Origin of the sequence: Brevundimonas sp. LF-1 (assembly GCF_037055305.1) — a bacterium.
Taxonomy (GTDB): Bacteria; Pseudomonadota; Alphaproteobacteria; order Caulobacterales; family Caulobacteraceae; genus Brevundimonas; species Brevundimonas sanguinis.
The window spans coordinates 483222-506641 of sequence record NZ_CP146349.1; the positions used below are offsets into that span (position 1 = coordinate 483222).

17 protein-coding genes and 5 pseudogenes are annotated in these 23420 nt (G+C 67.8%); 14 read left to right on the forward strand and 8 right to left on the reverse strand.

All coding sequences use genetic code 11. The annotated features are described in order from the left end of the window. Positions 1-61 precede the first annotated feature (61 nt). Positions 62-994: a DUF4214 domain-containing protein gene (locus V8F63_RS02630; RefSeq protein ID WP_392354420.1), complete on the forward strand. Its 933-nt coding sequence runs from the start codon at positions 62-64 to the stop codon at positions 992-994. A gap of 4 nt (positions 995-998) precedes the next feature. Here the strand turns inward: V8F63_RS02630 and galE are convergent, their stop codons facing one another. From galE to V8F63_RS02645, 3 genes and pseudogenes are all read right to left on the reverse strand, one after another. Further along, positions 999-1970, reverse strand: a complete 972-nt coding sequence (gene galE / locus V8F63_RS02635) for a UDP-glucose 4-epimerase GalE (RefSeq protein ID WP_134581658.1) — start codon at positions 1968-1970, stop codon at positions 999-1001. Positions 1971-1996: 26 nt separating this feature from the next. Next, positions 1997-2452, reverse strand: coding sequence for an AGE family epimerase/isomerase (locus tag V8F63_RS02640; protein WP_392355018.1), 456 nt, complete (start codon positions 2450-2452; stop codon positions 1997-1999). Beyond that, positions 2424-4213, reverse strand: a pseudogene (locus V8F63_RS02645) (AGE family epimerase/isomerase); the annotation flags it as partial. The pseudogene V8F63_RS02645 and the gene V8F63_RS02640, both read right to left, overlap by 29 nt. Positions 4214-4297: 84 nt before the next feature. Between V8F63_RS02645 and V8F63_RS02650 the strand changes: the two are divergent. The 7 genes from V8F63_RS02650 (at position 4298) to V8F63_RS02680 (ending at position 10104) form a co-directional block, all read left to right on the forward strand. Further along, positions 4298-5134 carry a hypothetical protein gene (locus tag V8F63_RS02650; RefSeq protein WP_392354421.1) on the forward strand — a complete coding sequence of 279 codons (837 nt, stop codon included), beginning with the start codon at positions 4298-4300 and terminating at the stop codon, positions 5132-5134. 58 nt (positions 5135-5192) lie between these two features. Continuing rightward, positions 5193-6122 carry an acetylglutamate kinase gene (gene argB / locus V8F63_RS02655; RefSeq protein WP_025978669.1) on the forward strand — a complete coding sequence of 310 codons (930 nt, stop codon included), beginning with the start codon at positions 5193-5195 and terminating at the stop codon, positions 6120-6122. Further along, positions 6119-6829: a pyrimidine 5'-nucleotidase gene (locus V8F63_RS02660; protein WP_392354422.1), complete on the forward strand. Its 711-nt coding sequence runs from the start codon at positions 6119-6121 to the stop codon at positions 6827-6829. The genes argB and V8F63_RS02660 overlap by 4 nt, the downstream gene beginning before the upstream one ends. Then, a complete protein-coding gene (gene dapD / locus V8F63_RS02665; RefSeq protein ID WP_134581663.1) occupies positions 6826-7695 on the forward strand; it encodes a 2,3,4,5-tetrahydropyridine-2,6-dicarboxylate N-succinyltransferase in 870 nt (289 codons plus the stop codon). Before V8F63_RS02660 ends, dapD begins: the two co-directional genes overlap by 4 nt. Before the next feature lie 312 nt (positions 7696-8007). Beyond that, positions 8008-8481 (forward strand): S8 family serine peptidase, encoded by a 474-nt coding sequence (locus tag V8F63_RS02670; protein WP_392354423.1) that lies wholly within the window; start codon positions 8008-8010, stop codon positions 8479-8481. After that, positions 8453-9376 carry a S8 family serine peptidase gene (locus V8F63_RS02675; protein ID WP_392354424.1) on the forward strand — a complete coding sequence of 308 codons (924 nt, stop codon included), beginning with the start codon at positions 8453-8455 and terminating at the stop codon, positions 9374-9376. Before V8F63_RS02670 ends, V8F63_RS02675 begins: the two co-directional genes overlap by 29 nt. A gap of 191 nt (positions 9377-9567) precedes the next feature. Next, positions 9568-10104: a hypothetical protein gene (locus tag V8F63_RS02680; protein WP_392354425.1), complete on the forward strand. Its 537-nt coding sequence runs from the start codon at positions 9568-9570 to the stop codon at positions 10102-10104. Positions 10105-10335: 231 nt separating this feature from the next. On the opposite strand, the gene V8F63_RS02685 is transcribed toward V8F63_RS02680, so the two are convergent. Next, complete coding sequence (locus tag V8F63_RS02685) at positions 10336-11508, reverse strand: acetyl-CoA C-acetyltransferase (RefSeq protein WP_392354426.1); 1173 nt, start codon at positions 11506-11508, stop codon at positions 10336-10338. A 180-nt stretch (positions 11509-11688) separates the two neighbouring features. Here V8F63_RS02685 and V8F63_RS02690 point away from each other — a divergent pair, with 180 nt between their 5' ends. The 3 genes and pseudogenes from V8F63_RS02690 to V8F63_RS02700 form a co-directional block, all read left to right on the forward strand. Further along, a complete protein-coding gene (locus V8F63_RS02690; protein ID WP_392354427.1) occupies positions 11689-12384 on the forward strand; it encodes a hemolysin III family protein in 696 nt (231 codons plus the stop codon). Between the two features lie 78 nt (positions 12385-12462). Further along, a complete protein-coding gene (gene phaR / locus V8F63_RS02695) occupies positions 12463-13086 on the forward strand; it encodes a polyhydroxyalkanoate synthesis repressor PhaR (RefSeq protein WP_392354428.1) in 624 nt (207 codons plus the stop codon). 207 nt (positions 13087-13293) lie between these two features. Continuing rightward, positions 13294-13425: pseudogene (locus V8F63_RS02700) on the forward strand (hypothetical protein); the annotation flags it as partial. Between the two features lie 302 nt (positions 13426-13727). On the opposite strand, the pseudogene V8F63_RS02705 reads toward V8F63_RS02700, so the two are convergent. Beyond that, positions 13728-14463 (reverse strand): annotated as a pseudogene (locus tag V8F63_RS02705) (glycosyltransferase family 2 protein). Positions 14464-14567: 104 nt separating this feature from the next. On the opposite strand from V8F63_RS02705, the gene V8F63_RS02710 reads away from it, so the two are divergent. Next, positions 14568-16241 (forward strand): glycosyltransferase family 39 protein, encoded by a 1674-nt coding sequence (locus V8F63_RS02710; protein ID WP_392354429.1) that lies wholly within the window; start codon positions 14568-14570, stop codon positions 16239-16241. After that, positions 16241-17161, forward strand: coding sequence for a hydroxymethylglutaryl-CoA lyase (locus tag V8F63_RS02715; RefSeq protein WP_392354430.1), 921 nt, complete (start codon positions 16241-16243; stop codon positions 17159-17161). Before V8F63_RS02710 ends, V8F63_RS02715 begins: the two co-directional genes overlap by 1 nt. Positions 17162-17171: 10 nt before the next feature. Here V8F63_RS02715 and V8F63_RS02720 read toward each other — a convergent pair whose 3' ends face one another. After that, entirely contained in the window at positions 17172-18392 is a 1221-nt protein-coding gene (locus tag V8F63_RS02720; RefSeq protein WP_392354431.1) for a tetratricopeptide repeat protein, read from the reverse strand. An 86-nt stretch (positions 18393-18478) separates the two neighbouring features. Further along, positions 18479-21596, reverse strand: a pseudogene (gene putA / locus V8F63_RS02725) (bifunctional proline dehydrogenase/L-glutamate gamma-semialdehyde dehydrogenase PutA). 250 nt (positions 21597-21846) lie between these two features. Here putA and V8F63_RS02730 point away from each other — a divergent pair. After that, positions 21847-22929: pseudogene (locus V8F63_RS02730) on the forward strand (glycosyltransferase family 1 protein). Positions 22930-22936: 7 nt separating this feature from the next. Here V8F63_RS02730 and V8F63_RS02735 read toward each other — a convergent pair. Next, positions 22937-23299, reverse strand: a complete 363-nt coding sequence (locus V8F63_RS02735; protein ID WP_392354432.1) for a hypothetical protein — start codon at positions 23297-23299, stop codon at positions 22937-22939. Positions 23300-23420 lie beyond the last annotated feature (121 nt).

Below are 23420 nucleotides of genomic sequence, written 5' to 3' on the forward strand. Positions count from 1 at the left end.
CACCGAGACGGTGACGGCGTTGTGATGAGCGACCGATCCACAAAGATCCACAAATATCCTCATGATCACCTTCATTCAAACGTCCGACGTCTCGAAGTATCGCCCTCTTATCGACAGGTCCTCGCTCTCGCTGAAAGCATACTGCGAGAAGTTTGGACACGCTTACGAGTGCTTCTACGGGATCAAGCGAGGCGCCAAGCCTTGGCATGCCTCTTTGAACAGGATTCCCATCCTCAAATCCTACACGCAGGCGGGATATGACGGCTGGGTCGTCTATGTTGACGCCGACGCCTATATCGCCGACCTGTCGTTCGACATCGGCGCTTACCTGGCCGAACGGAGCCAGTACGCTCTCATCGCCGCCCCCAGCGGCCTGACGCCGCCCCGATGGTGGGACATCAACGCCGGCGTTTTCGCGATCAACCTCGGGCACGACAAGGCGCGCGAGCTGGTCGATCTCTGGTTCGAAAAGTTCATGGCGCCGCCGTTAGACGTGCTCTCCGCAGAAGCCGTTTGGGGCGATGTGATCGACGACCAGGCGATTCTGCATGAGGCGTTGAATGCTGTCGACGGCTTTGAAGACGTGCTGTTGCGGGACGAAGGGGTCTTCAACTGGAACGCGCGCTTCATCCGTCAGGTTGTCCGCGACGCGGCTCCTATGTGGCTGCGCATCGAGCGGATCGAACAGGCTGTCAGCCAAAGCCTAGCTGCTGCGGGGATCGACGCCTCCGGCGTTCCCCAGGCCAGCGGCGGAAACAGAGAAGAGGCCAACGAAGAGTTCGTCGAGGCCATCTATAAGGTGATGTTCGGCCGCCACCCGGATCCTGGCGGTCGGCTGTCTTCGCTGGCGGCATTGCGCAGCGGCGAGCGCACCTATCGCGACGACCTGAACAGCTGCATGGAGAGCCCGGAATTCAAGGGCCGCCTCCCGCAGCTTTTGAAGCGGATTTTGACGGAAGAAGAGCGACACGCGCTGGCGGCCGCCCTAGCTTGATCGGCTAGCTCTTGGAATGCCAGTTCCAGGCATGCTGAGCCATATCGGCCAGACTCCACCTTAATCGCCAACCCAGCGTCCCGGCCGCCGCCGCATTATTGGCTACAAGGCTGGGCGCATCCCCTTGGCGTCGAGGCTGCGGTTTTGCCGGAAGCGCCCGCCCGCTGGCCTTTTCGACAGCGGCGATCAGCTCCTTGACCGTAGTTCCAGCGCCGGTGCCTAGATTGAACGCCTCGCCGCCCGGCGCGCCGTCCAACAAGCGCTGCAACGCCAACACATGGGCGTCCGCCAAGTCGAGAACGTGAACATAGTCGCGTAACGCCGTGCCGTCGCGCGTATCGTAGTCGTCGCCGAAAATAGAGAACACAGGCCTCTGACCCAGCACCGTCTGGATGGCGAGAGGCAGCGCGTGCGTCTCGGGTTCGTGGCGCTCGCCGATCCGGCCCTCGGGATCGGCGCCGGCCGCGTTGAAATAGCGCAGGATGATCGGACGGATCGCGCCAAAGCGCGTCAGGTCAGCCAGCGCCTGCTCGACCGCCAGCTTGGTTCGACCATAGGGATTGATCGGGTTTTGAGGGTGGCTCTCGTCCAGAGGCAGATACTGCGGCTCGCCATAGGTGGCGCAGGTGGATGAAAAGACGAACGGCGCGACGCCCGCATCGCTCATAGCCGCCAGAACATTGAGCGCGCCCCCGACATTGACGGCGTAGAAGTCGCTGACCTGGTCAAAAGACAGGCCCACTTCGATCAGGGCGGCGAAGTGGATCACGCCGACCGGGCGCCAACGCTCCAACGCGCGCTTGATGTCGGCCGCAGAGCGAACATCGCCCTCTTCCAGCGGCCCCCATTGCACGGCCTCGCGATGGCCGTTGGACAGGTTGTCGAACACGACGGGCTGAAAGCCCGCCTCCGCCAGACGCATGCACGTATGGCTGCCGATATAGCCAGCGCCGCCGGTAACTAAAATGTTGGTCATTATAGTGAATTTCCTGAGACGGCCGCTCAGCCCAGCGGTTTGCTCATGTCCGCAGCCGTAAGGTCCAGGCGCCGCGCGCTGGCGCTAAACTGCCCGAACGCGCCCATGATGTGATAAAGCGAACTGGCGGGCGCCGCCTCATTGATGAAGCCCTTGCGACCCAAACGCTTGTCGCGCCAGACGCCGTTCGGCGTCAGATAGAGCCATAGAGCCCTCAACGCGTCCGCAGCCTCCAGCAGATAGCGGCGCCGTTCGCCGTCTTCTGCGGTTTCCGCCAGGATCAAAGCGGCCTTGAGCCATTCCGTCTGTGGCCAGAGCCGCGCACGCTCCCCGGGGGCGGCCGTCAAGGTTGATGGCGTCCACAGCGACGCGGTCGTCGCTGATCCCCCTGGCGCCGAAATCAAACAGCCGCCGGGCGAGACCCATCGAGGCGACGTCGCCGCGCAGTCGCGCGTGCCGCGCCAGCAACCAGGCCCATTCAAACTGATGCCCAGGCTCGACCAGACGGCCAGGCTCGCCGGGGGCGGGGCGCCATTGTTCGTCGAAGAACTCCCGCAGGAAACCGCCGTCTGGATCGATGAAATGCCGTTGCGCCAGGTCCACGATGTCATCGGCCATGGCGCCCCATGCGGCGTCGCCTCCCCTTCTTCCCAGGCCAGGCAGGCTTCCAACAGATGCATGTGCGCATTGGACTGATAGGGATGCTCTCCCTGCTCCCGCCAGCCGCCGCCCGGAAGGAGCCAGTCCTTCAGCCTTTCACGAATCTGGAGGGCCGTTTTCTCCACCGCAGCGGGATCGTCCGCATGAGAGCGCCCCGCCTCCAAAGCCAGAAGCACGAAAGCCTGATCATAAAGCATGGCCGTCTCGTCCAACGGCGCGCCCTCCGCTGTCAGAAGGGTCCGGCAAAGGCCGTCTGGGCGCAAATACTCCGTCTCAAGACGCTCCAACCCGGCCCGCACGGCGCGGCGCCAGGGCCCCTGCCACCCTAGCCGTCCGGCTTGGGCATAGGACCATATCTGGCGGGCCTGGACGCGCGCTCGACGAGCGAGCTTCATGACACGGCCGTCCAAACTCAAGGCCTCGGCGAAACGGCCGTCGTCGTCCTGCCCGAGCGTCGCCCACAGGGGCAGGACGGACTGACGCAACCAGTCCCCAAAGCGACGCCCGCCCGCGTCTAGAGTCTCCGGCTCAGGTTGTTGGAAGTCGAGATGCTGCGGGAACGCGGCGCGAACCCGTTCCACCACGCTCTTCACATCCTGAGCGCGGTCCAGATCGCAGACGAGGATGGCGTCCTCTTCAGCCACGATCGCCAGATTGCTGACCCCCAGAACCCCGACCAGCACGCCTTCTGGCGCTCGAACGAGGCACCCTTCTGAATCCTCAAAGATATGAGATCCGAACTCGCCCTCGCCCGTCTCAGCGATGGCGTCCCATGCGCCCAAATCAGACCAGGCGAAATCAACCGCCAGGACTGAGGCGCGCAGGGTCTTTTCCATGACGGCGTAATCGATGGAAATCTTGGGGGCGTCTCGAAAGGCGTCGCCCAGCACCTGGACGTGGCCTGAGGGCAAATGCTCGAGAGATCGTCTCGCCGCATCCGCCACGCCCGGCGCGCGGGCTTCCAGCTCTTCCGCCAGAGTGGCGGCCGCCACGATGAAGTTGCCGCTGTTCCACAAATACCCATCTCGGATGAACTCGGCGGCGCTATCGCGATCCGGCTTTTCGCGGAACGCTTTAACAGCGGCCAACCCAGGCCCCTCCGGGTTGATGTAGCCATAGGCGGTCGAGGCCGACGTCGGCTTCACGCCCAAGGTGACGATCCGCCCATCCGCGGCGGCGGCGGCGGCGGCCTCACGCACGGCCGCGCGGAACGCTTCATGATCGGGTACGTGATGGTCGGAAGCGACAAATACGTTCACCGCTTCCGGATCGCGCGCCAGCGTCCAGGCAGCGGCGGCGGCCATAGCAGCGGCCGAATCGCGCGCTTCCGGCTCTAGCAGAATCTGGGTCCGATCCTGCAGCTCCAGTTGCTCAAGCTGCTCCAGCACCCAGTGCCGGTGCCGCGTCCCCGCCACGACGACCATCACCCCATCGCCGATGAGCGGCGCCACACGCATGGCCGTTTCCTGAAACAGCGACCTGTTCCCAGCTAACGGTATGAATTGTTTAGGCCTGGAGGGGCGAGAGGAGGGCCACAGCCGAGTGCCGGAACCACCGCACATTATCACCGGATATAGATTCATGGCATCCCATTAGACTGCGGCGCTGTCGATGCGAAGGCTAGGACAGGCGGTCGTGAACCGCTAGTGACGCGTGTCTAACAAACGATGCTGGCGAAGATGACGAAAAAAACGGCTCTGATCGTTCTGGGTATGCATCGCAGCGGCACGTCGTCGGTCGCCGGCGCGCTCGCGCTGGCCGGGGCTGCGGCGCCGAAACACCTGATGCCTGCCGCCGCTGACAACCCCAAGGGTTTCTGGGAAAGCAGCGCCGTCGCCGATTTCAACGACCGCATATTGAACCGTGAAGGCTCTAACTGGCACGACTGGCGGGCCATCCCCAAAGCACCTCTTCTGGCGGACAGGTCTGCACGAAACGACGCCATCGACCTGTTGCGGGACGAATTCGGCGACGCTGCAGTCATAGTGCTGAAGGATCCCCGCATCTGCCGTATTTTCCCGTTGTGGCGTCAGGCCTTGTTGGAAGCCGGGTACGACCCTCTGATCGTCAGCCCTGTGCGGGCTCCGTCCGAGGTGGCCGCCTCGCTGGGATCTCGGAACGCACTGAGCCGCAACCACGCGCTGCGGCTGTGGATGCGTCACGTACTGGACGCGGAGCAGTCGTCCCGAGGTCTTGATAGACGTTTTGTGCTGTGGCCAGATTTCTTGCATCAGTGGCGCACGGTTTTCGACGCCATCAATAAACTTTCGGCCACAACGCTGAACCTGGACGACGCCCGCTCGAGTGAAATCGACGCCTTCCTGTCAACCGACCTCAGACGACAGTCGGACGCCTCGCCCCCGCCTTCAGCCGTAGCCCGAACCTATGGTCTGCTGGCGCAGTTGTCGCGTCACGGCGAACACTCGGATCTGCATTTCGCCCTGGACGATCTCCGCAGCGACTTCGACCAAGCCTGCGACCTGTTCAGCGACGCGCCGCGTTAGCGGGCCAAGCGCCTTCAGGCGTGACTCCCGCGCCCGTGCCCGCTATCGAGCGCGCACCATGATAGAGACTGATCGGCAATCCGAGGAACGCGGCTGGGAGACGGCGAAGACGCTCGCCGAGGCTCTGCCCTATATCCAGGTGTATGACCGCGAGACCGTGGTCATCAAATACGGCGGCCACGCCATGGGCGAGAGCGCCGTGGCCCGGCAGTTCGCCGCCGATGTGGTGCTGCTGAAGCTGATGGGGGTGAACCCCGTGGTCGTCCACGGCGGCGGGCCGCAGATCAGCGCCATGCTGGACAAGGCGGGCGTGAAGTCGGCCTTCGTCGACGGCCTGCGCGTGACGGACAAGGACACCATGTCGGTGGCCGAGATGGTCCTGTCCGGCGCTGTCAACAAAGAGATCGCCCACTGGATCACCGTCGCCGGCAAGGAAGCCGACGTGCGCGGCGTCGGCCTGTCGGGCAAGGACGCCGGCCTGCTGACGGTCGAGAAGACCAAGCGCACCAAGCGCGACCCCGACAGCATGATCGAACACGAGGTCGACCTGGGCTTCGTCGGCGAGCCGACCAAGGTCGATCCCAAGCTGATCAAGGGCCTGATCGCCTCGGAGACCGAGGACTGGGTGCCGGTCATCGCCCCCATCGGGGTGGCGGAAGACGGCCTGACCTACAACGTCAACGCCGACACCGTCGCCGGGGCCGTCGCCGGGGCGCTGCACGCCAAGCGGATGCTGCTGCTGACCGACGTGCCGGGGGTCAAGGGCGCCGACGGCGAGATCATCCGCCAGATGACGCTGGAAGAGGCGCAAGGCCTGATCGACGACGGCGTCGCCACCGGCGGCATGATCCCCAAGCTGGAGACGGCCATGGCCGCCGTCCGCGCCGGGGTCGAGGCCGTGGTCATCCTGGACGGGCGCCGTCCGCACGCCATGCTGGTCGAACTGTTCACCGAGCACGGCGCCGGCACCCTGGTGAAGGCGAAGTGACGGCAGACGCTTCGGGCGGGCCGCTCGCGGCGAGCACCGAGATCGGCGCCGACCTGCGCCACGTGCGGTCCTGGGTGTTCGACCTCGACAACACCCTTTACCCGCCGGAAAGCCAGTTCCTGACGCAGGTCGAGCAGCGCATCAACCAGTATGTGGTGCGCACCTCGGGCCTGCCGTCGGCCGAGGCCTTGAGCATGCAGAAGGGTTATCTGCACGACTACGGCACCTCCCTGGCCGGGCTGATGCTGCACTATCAGATCGACCCGCACGACTTCCTGGCCGAGGTGCACGACGTGCCGTTGGACGTGCTGACGCCCGATCCGGGCCTGCACGCGGCGCTGGAGCGGCTGCAAGGCCCGCGCCTGATCTTCACCAACGGCTCGATCGGCCACGCCCGGCGGGTGATGGAGCGGCTGGAGCTGACGCGCTTCTTCGACGGCGTCTTCGCCCTGGAGGACGCCGACCTGATCCCCAAGCCGGACCCGCGCACCTTCGACAAGATGCTGAGCCGGTTCGGCGTCGATCCGGCGACCGCCTGCTTCTTCGAGGACACGCCCAAGAACCTCGAACCGGCGCACGCCATCGGCATGACCACCGTCCTGGTCGGGCCCAAGGCCTTCACCGCCGAGGGCGACCACATCCAACACCGGGCCGCCTCCCTGGGCCCCTTCCTGGCTGCCGCCATGCTTGACGGAGATCCGCAATGACCGACCTGACCCACCTGGAATCCGTGATCGAGGCCGCCTGGGAAGATCGCGCCGAGGTATCCTCGGCCACGCGCGGCGAGGTGCGCGACGCCGTCGAGACCGCCCTGGCCCTGCTGGATTCCGGCCAGGCGCGCGTGGCCTCGCGCGGCGAAGACGGCGTGTGGACCACGCATCAATGGCTGAAGAAGGCGGTGCTGCTGTCCTTCCGCCTGAACGACAACGTCATCATGCGCGCCGGCCACGCGCCGACCCTGCCGCTGTCGGCCGATCACCCGGCCGCGGTCGGCCCCTTCTGGGACAAGGTGCCCAACAAGTTCGGCGACTGGAGCGCGGCCGACTATCAGGCCGCCGGCTTCCGCTCGGTGCCCGGCGCCATCGTCCGTCGCGGCGCCTATGTCGGCAAGAACGTGGTGCTGATGCCCTCCTTCGTGAACATCGGCGCCTATGTCGACGAAGGCTCGATGGTCGACGCCTGGGCCACGGTCGGGTCGTGCGCCCAGATCGGCAAGAACGTCCACCTGTCGGGCGGCGCCGGCATCGGCGGCGTGCTGGAGCCGCTGCAGGCCAATCCGACGATCATCGAGGACGGCTGCTTCATCGGCGCCCGCGCCGAGGTCGCCGAGGGCGTCATCGTGCGCGAAGGCGCGGTCCTGGCCATGGGCGTCTATCTGTCGGGCTCGACCAAGATCGTCGACCGGGCGACCGGCGAGATCTTCCGCGGCGAGGTGCCCGCCTACTCGGTCGTGGTGCCGGGCGCCCTGCCCGACCCAAACGGCGGCCCCAGCCTGTATTGCGCCGTCATCGTCAAGCGCGTCGACGCCCAGACCCGCGCCAAGACCGGCGTGAACGAACTGCTGCGCGACTGATTCCCAAGCGGCGCTGTCGAAACAGGCTCGTCAATCGTTCCGAAACCGGCCTAATGGCCCAATAGGTTTCGGAAGAGGGAACCATGGCTGTTCATCGACTGCGGCGGATCGCGATCTCGATCAGCGTCCTGGGCTTGCTGGCGACGCCGCTGGCCGCTTGCGGCGGGGGCGGAGGGGTGGTGGAGGCGGCATCGTCACGCCCACGCCTCCACCGCCGCCGCCACCGCCGCCGCCCCCTCCTCCACCACCGCCCCCGCCACCCCTCCGCCGATCCCGTCGGAAGCCTCGCGCGAATACCAACGCAACTGGGGCGTGGCCGATGCTCAGGCCATCGCCGCCTGGCGCACGGGCGCGACCGGGCGCGGCGTCACCGTCGGGGTGGTGGATTCCGGCATCCGCATGAACCATCAGGACCTGGGCGCGAACATCTCGCCCCTGTCCACAGACATCGTCGCCGGTCGCAACGAGGGCGAGGGCGAGGACCGGCACGGGACGCGGGTGGCCGGCGTCATCGCCGCGCCCTTCAACAACTACGGCACGGTCGGAGTGGCCTTCAACTCGACCATCCTGTCGGTCCGAGCCGACGTCAGCGACTGCGCCAAACCCGAAGACAAGATGTGCTTCAAAAGCAGCGACCTGGCGCGCGCGCTGGATTACGCGGTTCAGAACGGGGCGCGGGTGATCAATCTATCGCTCGGCGGCGAAGGCCCGCTGGGCCCAGTTCGAGGCGGCCCTGCTGCGCGCGATCAATGCGGGCGTGGTCTTCGCCATCGCCTCGGGCAATGAGGAGGGCGCCAACCCCGAATGGCCCGGTCGCTACGCCAGCGATCCCCGTTTCGCCGGCGCGATCATCGTCACGGGGGCGCATGACCAGGCCCAGCAGATCGCCGCCTTCTCCAACCGCGCCGGCGTGTCGCAGAACGCCTTCCTGTCCGCGCCCGGCGTCGACGTCATTGTCGACTGCGAGGACGAGGGCTGCTGGCGGGTGAACGGCACCTCCTTCGCCTCGCCCGCCGTGGCGGGGGCGCTGGCCCTGCTGCTGGAGGCCTTCCCCAACCTGACCGGACGGCAGGCCATCGACATCCTGCTGCGCACCGGGCGCGAGGCGGGCGATGCGGGAACCGACATCGTCTACGGCCGCGGCCTGCTGGACATCGCCCGCGCCTTCCAGCCGGTGGGCGCGACCTCGGCGCCGATGGCGACCGGGGCGGCGGTGAATATCGCGCTGGAGCCCGGCGCCCATGTCGGCGGACCGTTCGGCGACGCCCTGGGCCGCACGGGGGCGCTGAGCACCATCGCCTATGACGAATATGAGCGGCTGTTCCGCGTGGACCTGGGCGCCGCCTACGGCCCCGCGCCGCGCCGCAGCTATCAGCCCAGAAATCCGACGCCGATGCAGCAGTCGCAGGTGACGCTGGATGCGCCGGGCGGGACGCGTCTGTCGCTGGCCGCCGCCACGCCGGTGGCCGTGCCCGAGCCGGTGGTCGCCCGCTACACCCCGTTCGACGCGCCGTGGCTGGGCGACGAGACGCGCAGCGAGGCTCTGTTCGACGTGCAGGCGGGTCGGCTGTCCCTCACCGCCTGGCAGGGTCAGGGCGGCGCCAGTTCGCCCTTCCGCAGCGGGTCCGGCGACGGCTTCGTCGCCCTGACCCAGGCGGACCACGCCCTGCGCGGGGGCTGAAGCTCGGCGCCCTGACCTTCAGCGCCGAGACCGGGTCGGGCGACCGCCGCGCGCCGCTGCGTCCGGTCGAGCGCGACGCCTCGACCTACGCCCGTGCCGGGCTGGACTGGCGTTTTGCAGGCGAGGAGCAGGATCGCGGCGGCCAAGACCGAGGGGGCCTGTCGTTCAGCGTCGGGTCTCTGGACGAACGGATGGGGCCGCTGGGCGCCTATCTGCCGACGCGCTCGGACTTCGCCCTGCCGTCGCGCACCCGCTTTGCGGCGGTCGGGGCGGATGTGACGCTGGGACGCGGTTTGACCCTGTCGGGCGAGGCGGGCCTGGGCCGCACCGAGCTGGAGGGGCGGTTCCTGCATCTGTCCGCCCCGGCGCTCAGCTCGACCTGGCGCATCGCCCTGCAGTCGGCCTGCCCGTCCTGGTCAATCGCCAAGGCCCTGGGCTGCAGCAGCCTGAGCTGGGAGATTTCCCAGCCGCTGCGGATCGAGGACGGGACGTTCAGCGCCTTTCTGGCCGACGCGCCGCTGGAATATTTCGACCCGGTGACCTTCTCGGAGCGGCGCTTCTCGGCCGCGCCCTCGGGGCGGCAGATCGACTTCAGCGTCCGCAGCCTGCACGCCCTGCCCGGCGGCTCCTGGCTGCAGCTGGAGGCCGTGGCCAGCCGCGAAGAACAGCACCGCGCCGACGCCCCGACCGGCTACGCCCTGCTGGGCAGCTGGCGGCGGGGATTCTGAGGCCCGCTATTTTCCTCCCCACAGCGTGGGGAGGGGGACCGCGAAGGGGTGGAGGGGCTGTCCGCGCGCTGACGCGAACAGATGGCGAGACGGCGAGCTGATTCTGACGGGCCTGCTCCCGTAGCTGGCCCCTCCACCCCTTCGTGGTCCCCCTCCCCATTGCATGGGGAGGAAAGCAAAGGCCGGCGATCGCGCGCCGGCCTTTCCTGTTTCAGTCTGTCGTTGAAGCTCTTAGCGCTCGACGCACAGGGCCACGCCCATGCCGCCGCCGATGCACAGGGTGGCCAGACCCTTCTTGGCGCCCGAGCGCTTCATCTCGTGCAGCAGGGTGGTCAGGACGCGCGCGCCGGACGCGCCGATGGGGTGGCCGATGGCGATGGCGCCGCCGTTGACGTTGACCTTGGCCGGGTCGAGGCCCAGCTCCTTGACCACGCACAGCGACTGGGCGGCGAAGGCTTCGTTGGATTCGATCAGGTCCAGGTCGGCGACGGTCCAGCCCGCCTTCTCCAGCGCCTTCTTCGACGCCGGGATCGGACCCGTGCCCATGATGGCCGGATCGACGCCCGCCGTGGCCCACGACGCGATGCGGGCCAGCGGCTCCAGACCGCGCGCCTTGGCTTCATCGGCGCTCATCAGCACCAGGGCGGCCGCGCCGTCGTTGATGCCCGAGGCGTTGGCCGCCGTCACCGTGCCGTCCTTGACGAAGGCGGGCTTCAGCTTCTGCATGGCTTCGAGAGTGGCGCCGTGGCGGATGTATTCGTCCTGATCGACCACCACGTCGCCCTTGCGGGTCGAGATCGTCACGGGCGCGATTTCATCGGCGAATTTTCCAGCCTTCTGGGCGGCCTCGGCCTTGTTCTGGGAGGCGACGGCGAAGGCGTCCTGAGCGTCGCGGTCGATCGACCATTTGGCGGCGATGTTCTCGGCCGTCTGGCCCATGTGATAGCCGTGGAAGGCGTCGGTCAGGCCGTCCAGGATCATGGTGTCCTTGAGCGCCAGGTCGCCCATCTTCTGGCCGGTGCGAATCTGCTGGGCGTGCGGCGACTGGCTCATGCTTTCCTGACCGCCGGCGACGACGATCTTCGCATCGCCCTGAACGATCTGCTGATAGGCCAGGGCGACGGCGCGCAGGCCGGACCCGCACAGCTGGTTCAGGCTCCAGGCCGGGGTTTCATTGGCCAGGCCGGCGCCGATGGCGGCCTGACGCGCCGGGCCCTGGCCCGCGCCGGCCTGCAACACCTGGCCCAGGATCACCTCGTCCACATCGGCGGGCGCGACGCCCGCGCGCTCCAGCGCCGCCTTGATGGCGACCTCGCCCAGCTTGGAGGCCGGCAGGGTCGACAGGGCGCCGAGGAAGGAGCCGACCGGCGTGCGGGCGGCGGAGACGATGACGACGTCGGTCATTTTTATTCACTCCCTGGAGAAATCTTGCCGGGGTTGTGCCGCATTCGGCCGCGGCCGTCACCTGTTGCGATGCAGCAATCAGCAAAACGTCATCGCCGCGTCGCAGCAAGAGCCGGGAACGATGGCCGCAGACGCGCTTTGAAACAGGGAAGGAGACGTCGCCGCGTTGAGAGTTCGTCCATGCTGAAACATCTGGCCCGCCGCATCTGCACCCCGACGAGCCTCGACATGATCGAGCATTATCAGACGCGCGCCGAGCGCATGGCCGACCTGTGGGTTCACCTGATCGGGCTGGCCCTGGCGGTGGCGGGCGGCGTGGTGCTGGCGGTGCTGGCCAGCGTCTATGCAGGCGTCGGCGCGGCGGTTTCGACGGCGATCTACGCTCTTTGCCTGGTGGCCATGCTGACGGCCTCGACCGTCTACAACCTGACCCATCCCTGCGCCGCGCGGCCAGTGCTGCGGCGGCTGGACGAGGCGGCCATCTTCCTGATGATCGCGGGCAGCTACACGCCGTTCACGGCGGTGCGCTTCGAGGGGGCCTGGTCGGTCGGCTTCACCGCCGCCGTCTGGACGATGGCTTTGGTCGGCGCAGCGGTGAAGATGCTGGCGCCGCGCCTGTCGGACGCCTTCTGGAGCGTGATCTACGTCCTGTTCGGCTGGGTGGCGGTGTTCGCGCTCAAGCCGATGATCGAGACGGTGCACCCGCTGGCGCTGAGCCTGCTGGTCGTGGGCGGGCTGATCTACACGTCCGGCGTCTTCGTCTTCGTCAGCCAGAAGGTGAAGTTCCGCCGCGCCATCTGGCATGGCTTTGTGGTGACGGGCGCGGGCGTCCACTGGGCCGCCATCTTGATCGGCGTGGTGCTGGTCAACGGCTGAGCCGACAAGGAAAGACGGGACTCGCCTTCGCCGCCGCAATGCGGGATGCTTGGGCGTTGCAACATCGCGAGAACAAGGGTGGCCGACAAGAAATCCGAGGGTGGAAAAACCCGTGACGGCATCGTCGTCATCAAGAAATATGCGAACCGGCGGCTCTATAACACCGCCACCAGCGCCTATGTGACGCTGGACGATCTGGCGCGGATGGTGCGCGAAGGCGTGGAATTCACCGTCCATGACGCCAAGACCAACGACGACCTGACGCGCCAGATCCTGACCCAGATCATCTTCGAGGAAGAAAGCCGGGGCGAGGCCCTGCTGCCGGTGCAGTTCCTGCGCCAGCTGATCGGCTTCTACGGCAACTCCATGCAAGGGGTGCTGCCGTCCTATCTGGAGATGTCGCTGGACAGCTTCACTCGCCAGCAGGAGCAGTTGCGCGGCCAGTTCACCCGCGCCTTCTCTGCGGCGCCCGGCGGCAATCTGATGGAAGAAGCCGTGCGCCAGAACATGGCCATGTTCGAGCGCGCCATGCGGATGTTCCCCGGCTTCGCCCATGCCCGCGCCGAAGACGAAGCGGCGGAGGCGTCGCCCGCCGAAGCCAGGCCGACGCCGGCCAAGGATGACGCCGCGTTGGACGAGATGCGCCGCCAGATGGACGAGATGCGGGCTCAGATCGACCGCCTCGCCCAGTCCAAGGACTGAACCGGCATGACGGACGAGATCCGTCCGATCGGCGCAGCGGGTCCGATGAACGACCCCGTGGTCGATGAGCGGGGCGACAAGGACCGTCGCCGTCGCGAACGGCGTCGCGCGCGCGCCCTGGTCCCGACCGAGGCCGAAGCGGCGGATCAGGCGGCCGATCCTGCCGCCTCCCCGGCAAAGCCTGCCGTCACCCCGCCCCCGCCGCCGGCCGCCTTCGCCGCCCAAGTGCTGGGCCAGTCAGGGCAGAAGCGCGGGCTGAAGGGCGGCGCTCCGGTGCTGGACGCGGCGCGCACCACCTATCTGGGCCGAGAATATTCAGGGCGGCACGACCGGCGCCCTCGCCGGGTCGGGCGCGCAAGACCGAGATCTGACGGCGACTGGCGCCTGACTTGCGAGGACGCAGGCTCAACCGTCCTCGGATCGCGCCATGCCCGCCGCTCTCAGCCTCGCCGCCCGCCTGTTCGACGCCACCGTAGTGGCGGTGATTTTTCTGGCGTTCAGCTAGGGCCTACTGGCCCTACTCCCGCTCATCCCGGCGGACGCCGGGACCCAGTAAGAGCCCCAAACTCGGCGGCAGATGTCGCGGGTGTAGCCAAAGCACTGGTTCCCGGCGTCCGCCGGGATGAGCGGAATTATAAACCTCAGAACTCCGTCACCGCCCCCGGGCGACGAGAGCGGGACTTCAGCCACATCACGCCCAGCAGGTCCGAGAAGGACGCCCGCAGCCGGCCCCAGTTGGTGTATTTCGACCGGCCCGTCTCGCGGTGGCGGTGATCGACCTCGAGGTAGCGGTTCTCATACCCCTCGCGGATCATCAGGGCGGGCAGATAGCGGTGGATGTGATCGAAGTAGGGCAGGCGCAGGAAGACGTCGCGGCGGAAGGCCTTCAGCCCGCAGCCGGTGTCGTCGGCGTCGTCGCCCAGCAGTTTCCTGCGGATCCGGTTGGCCCATAGCGACGCCTGGCGCTTGGCGTTGCTGTCCTGACGCTTGGCGCGCACGCCGCCCACCAGGGCGACGCTGGGCGGGGCGGCCAGCAGGGCGTCGGCCAGGCGCGGCGCGTCGGCGGGCGGGTTCTGGCCGTCGCCGTCCAGGGTGACGATGATCGGCCCGCGCGGCCAGGACGCCGGTGCGCACCGCCCGGCTCTGTCCGGCGTTGGTTCCGTGCGACAGCACCCGCAGGGCGGGCAGTTCGGCCATCGCCGCCTGCAGCTCGGCCAGGGTGGAGTCCCGGCTGGCGTCGTTGACGAAGATCATCTCATAGGACCGCCCGGCGAAGGCCTCGGCGATCTCTCGCGCCAGGGGCACGGCGGCGCCGGATTCATCATGCACGGGCACGACGACGGAAATGTCGGGCGAGGAAGCGGAGCGGTCGGTCATCGGCCTTCCTTAGCGCAGGCCGCGCCTCGGCGAAACGGCGCGTCCACAGCCGTCGCACAAGGCGAAGCTTCCGGACGCCGCGTCCGGCGTGATACGAGTGCGCCATGAACCGCCCGAACCTGGATCATTACATCGCCGGCTGGCGCGGCCCTGTCCTTGCGGCCCTGCTGGCCCTGATCGCCGGCCTGCCCGGCCTGCTGCTGCTGCCGCCGCTGGACCGGGACGAGAGCCGCTTCGCCCAGGCGACGGCCCAGATGCTGGAAGGCGGCGACTATGTCGACATCCGCTTCCAGGACGATCCGCGCTGGAAGAAGCCCATCGGCATCTACTGGATGCAGGCCGCCGCCGTGGCCGTGACTTCGGACGTCGAGGACCGCACCATCCAGCCCTATCGCCTGCCGTCGCTGCTGGGCGCCATGCTGGCGGCCTGGGCCGTGGCCTGGGCGGGCGCCGCCCTGTTCGGCAACAGGGCGGGCTTCCTGGCCGGCGTCATGCTGGGCGCGACCTTCCTGCTGTCGACCGAGGCGGGCATCGCCAAGACCGACGCCATGCTGGCGGGTCTGACCACCCTGTCGATGGCGGCGCTGGCGCGCATCTACATGTCCACGCGGGCGGGCGAGAAGTCGAACCGGCTGCACAAGCTGCTGTTCTGGGTCGGGATCGGCCTGTCCATCCTGATCAAGGGGCCGATCGGCCTTCTGGTCGTGGCGCTGGCCGTCATCGCCCTGTCGGTCTGGGACCGGAACATCAAATGGCTGGGGCAGTTGGGCTGGGGCTGGGGCTTGCCGCTGACGGCCCTGCTGGTCGGGCCGTGGGCCATCGCCATCACCATCGCCACCGACGGCGGCTTCTGGCGCGAAGCCATCGGCGGCGACCTGGCGCCCAAGATCGCGGGCGCGCACGAAAGCCACGGCGGCTTCCCCGGCATGTATGTGCTGTTGTCGCCGCTGCTGCTGTTCCCCGTCACCCTGATGCTGCCCGCCGCCCTGTCGACGGGCTGGCATCGCCGGGCCGAGCCGGCGATCCGCTTCGCCGTCTGCTGGCTGGTCCCGGCCTGGCTGATGTTCGAGTTGGCCCCGACCAAGCTGTGGCACTACACCCTGCCCACCTTCGGCGCGATCGCCCTGCTGGCCGCCGCCGCCCTGACCCAGCCGATCGGCAAGGTCTCGCGCGTGACCGGCGCCTTGCTGGGCCTGTTCGCGGCCGTGGTCATCTGCCTGATCACCGTCTACGGCCTGACCGAGTTCGGCCGCTCGACCGCCCAGACCTGGGCCACCGTCACCATCGTCTTCGCCGTCATGGCCGCGGCGGTCGGAGGCTTCCTGCTGGTCAACCGCGCGGCGATCACCGGGGTGCTGATCGCCGTCGTCTTCGGCATTCTGGCCCATGCGGGCCTGGCAGGGACCATCCGCCAGCTGCGCCCGCTGTCGATCGCGCCGCGCCTGGTGCAGACGCTGGACTCGGCCGAGCTGAACCCCGCCCAGGGCCGCTATCCGGGGCCGGTGGCCATCACCACCTTCCATGAGCCCAGCTTCGTCTTCCTGACCGGCAAGGACACCCAGCTGACCGACGGCGCCGGCGCCGCTCGCGCCCTGGCCGAGGGTCGTCCGGCCATCGTCGAGGCCCGCGACGACGAGGCCTTCCGCCGCGCCCTGGCCGACCTGGGCGCCGCCGGGCGGGCCGTCGGCGTGGTCACCGGCCACAACTATTCCTCGGGCGACGACGTGCGCCTGACCGTCTACGCGCCGGCGGGTTCAGGCGACAGGAGCGCGCGCTGATGGGACGTTTCATCCAGATCGTCGAGGTCGGGCCGCGCGACGGCCTGCAGAACGAGAAGACCGTGCTGGAGCCCGCCGTGCGCGCCGACTTCGTCCAGCGGCTGGAGGCGGCCGGGGCGAAACGCATCGAGGCGGTCAGCTTCGTCCACCCCAAATACGTGCCCCAGATGGCGGGCGCCGAAGAGGTCATGGCCGCCCTGCCCCGCCTTGAGGACCGCAGCCGCATCGGCCTGGTCCTGAACGGCAAGGGCTACGACCGCGCGCTGGGCACGGCGGTGGACGAGGTCAACGTCGCCATGTCCGCCACCGACGGCTTCGGCCTGAAGAACCAGGGCCTGACCGTCGACCAGCAGGTGCAGATGCTGGCCGACATCTTGGCGGGCCGCGCCAATGCAGACGGCGCGCCCGGCGCAACGCCGAAGCTGTCGGCCACCCTGTCCTGCGTCTGGGGCTGCCCCTTCGACGGCGAGGTTTCGGTGCAGCAGGTCAGCGACCTGGTCGCCCGCATCGCCGCGCTCGGCGTCGAGGAGATCGCCCTGGCCGACACCATCGGCGTCGGCGATCCGTGGAGCGTGACCAAAAAGGTCGAGGCCGCCCGAAAGGCCGCGCCCGACGCCACCTTGCGCCTGCATTTCCACGACACCCGCAACACCGGCCTGGCCAACGCCTATGCCGGCGTCGAGGCAGGCGTCGACGTGCTGGACGCCTCGGTCGGCGGCATCGGCGGCTGCCCCTTCGCGCCCGGCGCGACCGGCAACATCGCCACCGAGGATCTGGTCTACATGCTGGAGCGGGCCGGCTATTCGACCGGCTACGACCTTGACGCCCTGATCGAAACCGCCCGCTGGATCGGCGCCCAAATCGGCAAGCCCAACCCCAGCGCGCTCAGCCGTGCGGGTGGATGGCCGGGCAGGCGGTGATGGCCGCAGGTTATGAGGCCGACGCTCGTCGCAGGGCGCGTTCAAACACAGATGATCCCCGCTTGAACCACCGCCACACGGCTGTCCTGCGCCTTTTTTCGCTGGCCAGCTTCTGTCGATAGTTTTTCAACAGTCGAGCGTATTTCTTTTCCTGAGGGTCCAGGGCGACGGCCCGCGAGACCGCCTCGAGCGCAGCGCCGTGTTCGCCAGCCGCCCATAAAACAGCGCCTTCCCAAGCGTGCAGATGCGCCATGTGCGGCCAGGTCTCGATCACCTCTCGGGCTGTCGGCAAGGCTTCAGCCGGACGCCCTGCCGCCGCCAGCACGTTGACATAGTGAACGAGATAGTTCGGATCGCCGTTCGTGGCCGCCGTGACGCCTTCCATTTCAGCCACCGCCTGATCGTATTCGCCGACCTGCGAGAGGAGACCCGCCAAGGCCGCCCGGGCCAGCCAATTCCCCGGCGCCATCTCCACAGAACGTCGCGCCAGGGCCAGCGCCAGTTGCGAACGGTGGGCCGGTTGAGATTTCGCGAGGTTGGACACGTACAGGCTGCTCCGGCGGCGAGCCAAACGCGCCTCGCTGTTGAAAGCCGGCCCGTCCAGCTCTCCCGACAACGTCTTCAGAACCAGCGGCTTGAGAAGACCCACCTCGCCCAGATAGGTCGTCGCCGGATGGGAGACGTGCGGCAGCCGAATCTGCGTAATCGCAATATCCTGCTGTATAAGCGCCGCCTGACGGCCGTCTTCGGCCACCGGATCAAAGACGACGATGGGCTGTACGGCACAGCTTAAGCGTCCGTCGATTTCCGGCAGAAAGCGGATGCGGCGGCTGTCCTGAATCCAGCGCTTCTCAAAAGGCGCCTTCTTTGGGTCGATCGAATACTGCGGCGAGATCGCCAGCACGGCGTTGGCGCCGGCGGCGTCGGCGAAGCGCAGGGCCGCGTAGCCGCCCATGCTGGAGCCATAGGTCATGACCCGTTCCGCGCCCGCCGTCGCCTGACGCACGGCCTGCATGGCGGCCGGCATCTCAGGGTATTGATACCAGTCCTCGCGCACGCCCATCACATGGATGGCGGAGATGCCTGCGTTGCGCAGGAACTCCTCGCCGAAGCCGGGGCGATCGAACCCGTGGCCGATCCCGTAGTTGTCGAACGTGACCACCCAGCGGCTGAGGTCCGAAGCAGGGACGCTGCGGACGACGACATTGTCGCTGCGGAAAAGGTCAGACATTCGAGCTCCTTGCCGATCTCCTTAGACTGATTTTTGGCAAGGCGATAAAAATACGGCGCGTCGCTGAGGCGACGCGCCGACATCCTTTAGAGATTCAGCAGCGCCGGGTCCCCGCCCTGGGCGGCGATGTTGATGCTGATGGCTTTCTCGGCGGCGTAGCGGATCAGGCTGTTGGGGCCGCCGGCCTTGGGGCCGGTGCCGGAAAGGCCTTCGCCGCCGAAGGGCTGGACGCCGACCACCGCGCCGATGATCGAGCGGTTGACGTAGACGTTGCCCGCCGGGACCAGCTCCATCACCTCGCGGGCGAAGGCGTCGATACGGCTGTGGACGCCCAGCGTCAGGCCGAAGCCGCGCGCCGCCAGCTTGCCGGCCACCGTCTCGAGATCCTTCGGGTCGTAGCGGTAGACGTGCAGGATCGGGCCGAAGACTTCGCGTTCCAGGAAGTCCGGGGTCGGGATCTCGGCGATGACCGGGGCGAACAGGTCGCCCTTGTCGGCCCCGGCCGGCAGTTCGGCGCGGGCGATGATCTTGGCTTCCTGGACAGACGCTCGACGTGGGCTTCCAGGTTGGCGCGGCTTTCGGCGTCGATCACCGGGCCGATGTCAGTCCTGGCGTCGGTCGGATCGCCCAGCACCTGGGCGGCCAGCGCGCCCTTCAGGCCCTCGATCAGGGCGTCGGCCGAGTCCTTGGGCGCATAGAGGATGCGCAGGGCCGAGCAACGCTGGCCCGCCGAGCCGAAGGCCGACAGGATGACGTCGTCGATGATCTGTTCCTTCAGCGCCGTGGTGTCGACGAACATGCCGTTCAGGCCGCCCGTCTCGGCGATGAAGGGGATGATGGCGCCGGGCGCGCGGCCAGGCCGCGGTTGATGGCGTTGGCGGTGTCGGTGCCGCCGGTGAAGGCCACGCCGTCGATGCCCGGGTGGTTGGTCAGGGCCACGCCGACGGTCTCGCCGCGGCCGGGAACCAGGGCCAGCAGGTCAGGGTTCAGGCCGGCCTTGTAGTAGAGGCGCACGGCTTCGGCGGCGATCAGCGGCGTCTGCTCGGCGGGCTTGGCCACCACGGCGTTGCCGGCGGCGAGCGCAGCGGCGATCTGGCCGGTGAAGATGGCCAGCGGGAAGTTCCACGGGCTGATGGCGGCGAAGACGCCGCGGCCGTGCAGGACCAGTTCGTTGGTCTCGCCGGTCGGGCCCTTCAGGGTCTGGCGGCCGCCGAAGTCGCGCTCGGCCAGTAGGGCGTAGTAGCGGCAGAAGTCGGCGGCTTCGCGCACCTCGGCCACGCCGTCGTTCAGCGTCTTGCCCGCTTCGCGCGACAGCAGGGCGACCAGACGGTCCAGCTCGGCTTCCAGAGCGTCCGCCATGGCGCGCAACACCGGGGCGCGGCCCGCGCCGCCCAGACGGTCCCAGGCGACCTGGGCTTCGGCGGCGGCGTTGACGGCGGCGTCGACGTCCTCGACCGAGGCTTCGGAGACATGGCCCAGCACGCGGCTGCGGTCATAGGGGTTGGTGACGTCCTGCGGGTTCACGCCCGCCCGGAGTTTTCCGCCGATGATCGGACCGGCGGTCAGCTTCTCGCTGTCGACGCGCTCCAGAGCGGCCGCATGACGCTCACGGTCGGAAGCCTGCGAATAGTCGCGGCCGAGGGAGTTCTTGCGGTCACCGTAGATGTTCATGGGCACAGGGATCTTCGGATGGCGATCGGGCTGGGCCTCGACCGAGGTGATGGGATCGGCGGCCACGTCGGCCGCAGGCACGCGCTCGTCCAGCAGGGCGTGGACGAAGGAGGAGTTGGCGCCGTTTTCCAGCAGACGGCGCACCAGATAGGGCAGCAGTTCCTCGTGGCCGCCGACGGGGGCGTAGGCGCGCACGACGACATCTCCCCACTCGACCTTGGCGCCGTCATACAGCGCCTCGCCCATGCCGTGCAGGCGCTGGAACTCGATGGTCACGCCGCGATCGGCGGCCATGCGGTGCACGGCGGCCAGGGTGTGGGCGTTGTGAGTGGCGAACTGCGAGAAAATATAGGGCGAGGCCTCGATCAGCGCCTTGGCGCAGACCAGATAGTTCAGGTCGGTCGCCGGCTTGGTCGTGAACACCGGATAGTCGGTGCGGCCGTTGACCTGGGCCAGCTTGATTTCGGTGTCCCAATAGGCGCCCTTGACCAGGCGCACCATCAGGCGACGGCCCGACGACTTGGCCAGTTCGGCCAGCTTGGCCACCGTCTCGGTGGTGCGTTTCTGATAGGCCTGAACGGCCAGGCCCAGGCCCTGCCAGTCGCCCAGCGCCGGTTCGCGCGCCAGCCGCTCCAGCAGCTTCAGCGACAGGGCCAGACGGTCGGCCTCTTCGGCGTCGATGGTGTAGTTGATGTCGTATTTGGCGGCGATCAGCGCCAGGCGCAGGATGCGAGGATAGAGCTCCTCCCACACCCGATCTTCCTGCACCGCCTGATAGCGCGGCGACAGGGCCGACAGCTTAACCGAGACGCCATGGCCGCGCTCGGGGCCTTCGCCCTTGGCGGTCTTGCCCACGGCCTCGATGGCGTCGGCGTAGATCTTTTCATAGCGTTCGGCGTCGGCGGCGGTGCGGGCGCCCTCGCCCAGCATGTCGAAGCTGCACAGCCAGTTCTCGCGGTCGGAACGCTTCAGCGCCGCCTCGATGGTGCGGCCGACGACGAACTGCTCGCCCATGATCTTGACGGCCGTGGCGACGGCCTGGCGGATGACCGGCTCGCCCAGGCGCCCGACCAGACGCTTGAGGAAGTTCGGCAGGTCGCTGCGCGCTTCATCGTCGACGTCGACCAGCTTGCCGGTCAGCATCAGGCCCCAGGTCGAGGCGTTGACGAACAGGCTGTCCGACTGACCCAGGTGCGAGGCCCAGTCGGCCGAACCGATCTTCTCGGCGATCAGGCGGTCGCGGGTGTCGGCGTCAGGCGTGCGCAGCAGGGCCTCGGCCAGACACATCAGCGCCAGACCTTCGCGGGTGCCCAGGGAGAACTCCTGCAGGAAGCTTTCGACCACGCCCTGGCGCTTCTGGCTCTTGCGGGCGCTTTCGACCAGGCCGATGGCGTCGTTCAGCACCGCCGCGCGACCGTCAGGCGTCAGGGGTTCGGCGGCCAGCAGCTCGGCCACCACCTCACGTTCGTCCCGGTACTTGTTCCGGTCCAGCTCATCCCAATGGCGAAGATCGGTCGGCGTCATGAAATCCATCCTGTGAATTTCTGGATATATGGTCAGTGCGCCCGAATGTGCATCGCATGATCACCCATAACTCCGCGTAAGCTTCGGGGTACGCTCGTCATTCCAGGGGAAACCGGCGCCCGGACGGGGTGCGCGCGGAGATGATCATCTGTCGAGACGAAAACCCTCTGCACGGCGCAATATCATGCCGTCTCGCCTTCGTCATGCGGAGCGTCTAGAAGTTTCACCTTCGCGAACGGCTCAAGGCCCTATCGACTTCATGCGCATTGTTCTGGTCACCGACGCTTGGGAGCCTCAGGTCAACGGCGTCGTCCGCACCCTGACCCGCACCGTGGCCGAATGCCGCGCCATGGGTCATGAGGTGGAGGTCATCGAACCCAGCCAGTTCAAGACCATTCCCTGCCCGACCTATCCGGAGATCCGGTTGGCCCTGGGCGCCGAGGAAGAGATCCGCGAACGCCTGCGCGCCTTCGAGCCCGAGGCCGTCCACATCGCCACCGAAGGTCCGCTGGGCATCGCCACGCGGCGCATCTGCGTGGAGTGGAAGCTGCCTTTCACGACCAGCTATCACACCAATCCCCGAATACGTCTCGGCCCGTTTCCCGATCCCGGTGCAGGTCGGCTACGCCTATATGAAGTGGTTCCACAAGCCGTCGGGGCGGTTGATGGTGGCCACCCCGACCCTGCGCGACGAACTGGTCGAGCACGGCTTCAAGAACGTCTCGCCGTGGACGCGCGGCGTGGACACCGAGCTGTTCCGCCCCGACCTTGAACCGATCTACCAGGAGATGGGCGGCGATGAATGGCCCCGCCCCTTCTTCCTCAACGTCGGCCGCGTGGCCGTCGAGAAGAACATCGAGACCTTCCTCGGCCTGGACCTGCCGGGCACCAAGATCGTCGTGGGCGACGGCCCGGCCCGCGCCGATCTGGAAGAGAAATACCCGGACGCCAATTCCTCGGGGCCAAGTTCGGGGAGGAGCTGGCGCGCTGCTTCGCCGACGCCGACGTCTTCGTCTTCCCCAGCTGGACCGACACCTTCGGCCTGGTGATTCTGGAGGCGATGGGCACGGGCACCCCGGTCGCCGCCTATCCGGCGCATGGCCCGATCGACCTGATCCCCGGCTCGGGCGCCGGCTTCATCGACGACGACCTGAAGACCGCCTGTCTGAAGTGCCTTGAGCTCGACCGCAAGGACGTGCGCGCCTATGCGGAGAAGTTCAGCTGGCGCGCCTCGGCCGAGCAGTTCATCGAGAACCTGCAGCCCTATCCCGAGCCCGCGCGCGGCCGCTTCTGGCGCCGCCTGCGCCGGGTGGCCCGCCTGAGGCGACGCGCGGCGGCGTAGAGGCGCGCTAGTAGCGCTGGACGCGGACCGCGCGGCTGTTGCCCGTGGTCAGCATATAGCTGCCCAGCGCCGCCCGGCGCACCCTGACGGCCTGACCAGGCCTGTTCTGAAAACGGACGGGATCGAAGTCCACCTGGCCCCATTGCGAGCCGTCCCCCAAGTGGAACCGCCACTTGCCGTCGACCTGCTGAACGGCGCGATCCAGCGTGGTTTCGATAGACTCGACGCGATCGTCGTCTGCGGCGCCGAACAGCGCGCCCATGGCCGGCGCTGCAAAGCCGAACAGCTGACGCCTCAACTCCGTGACCTTGCCGCGATCGACCACGACGAGGTCGCCGGCTGTCTGCGCCGCCGCCAGCCGATCCGTCACGGCGTCATAGCAATCGACGCGCGCGAGCTTGTCCTCAATGCGGCGGCAGTCCAGCAGGGGGTCAGCCGGTCCGATCCAGCCTGGGCCTGAGCCGCGACGGAACCTCCCGCCCCCAGACCAG

Bases quoted from the DNA above. Each gene is read 5' to 3' on its own strand.
- V8F63_RS02720 (WP_392354431.1), bottom strand. From the start codon at position 18,392: ATGTCTGACCTTTTCCGCAGCGACAATGTCGTCGTCCGCAGCGTCCCT.
- V8F63_RS02690 (WP_392354427.1), top strand. From the start codon at position 11,689: ATGCTGAAACATCTGGCCCGCCGCATCTGCACCCCGACGAGCCTCGAC.
- V8F63_RS02710 (WP_392354429.1), top strand. From the start codon at position 14,568: ATGAACCGCCCGAACCTGGATCATTACATCGCCGGCTGGCGCGGCCCT.
- galE (WP_134581658.1), bottom strand. From the start codon at position 1,970: ATGACCAACATTTTAGTTACCGGCGGCGCTGGCTATATCGGCAGCCAT.
- V8F63_RS02650 (WP_392354421.1), top strand. From the start codon at position 4,298: ATGCTGGCGAAGATGACGAAAAAAACGGCTCTGATCGTTCTGGGTATG.
- V8F63_RS02630 (WP_392354420.1), top strand. From the start codon at position 62: ATGATCACCTTCATTCAAACGTCCGACGTCTCGAAGTATCGCCCTCTT.
- V8F63_RS02715 (WP_392354430.1), top strand. From the start codon at position 16,241: ATGGGACGTTTCATCCAGATCGTCGAGGTCGGGCCGCGCGACGGCCTG.
- argB (WP_025978669.1), top strand. From the start codon at position 5,193: ATGATAGAGACTGATCGGCAATCCGAGGAACGCGGCTGGGAGACGGCG.
- dapD (WP_134581663.1), top strand. From the start codon at position 6,826: ATGACCGACCTGACCCACCTGGAATCCGTGATCGAGGCCGCCTGGGAA.
- V8F63_RS02680 (WP_392354425.1), top strand. From the start codon at position 9,568: ATGGGGCCGCTGGGCGCCTATCTGCCGACGCGCTCGGACTTCGCCCTG.
- V8F63_RS02685 (WP_392354426.1), bottom strand. From the start codon at position 11,508: ATGACCGACGTCGTCATCGTCTCCGCCGCCCGCACGCCGGTCGGCTCC.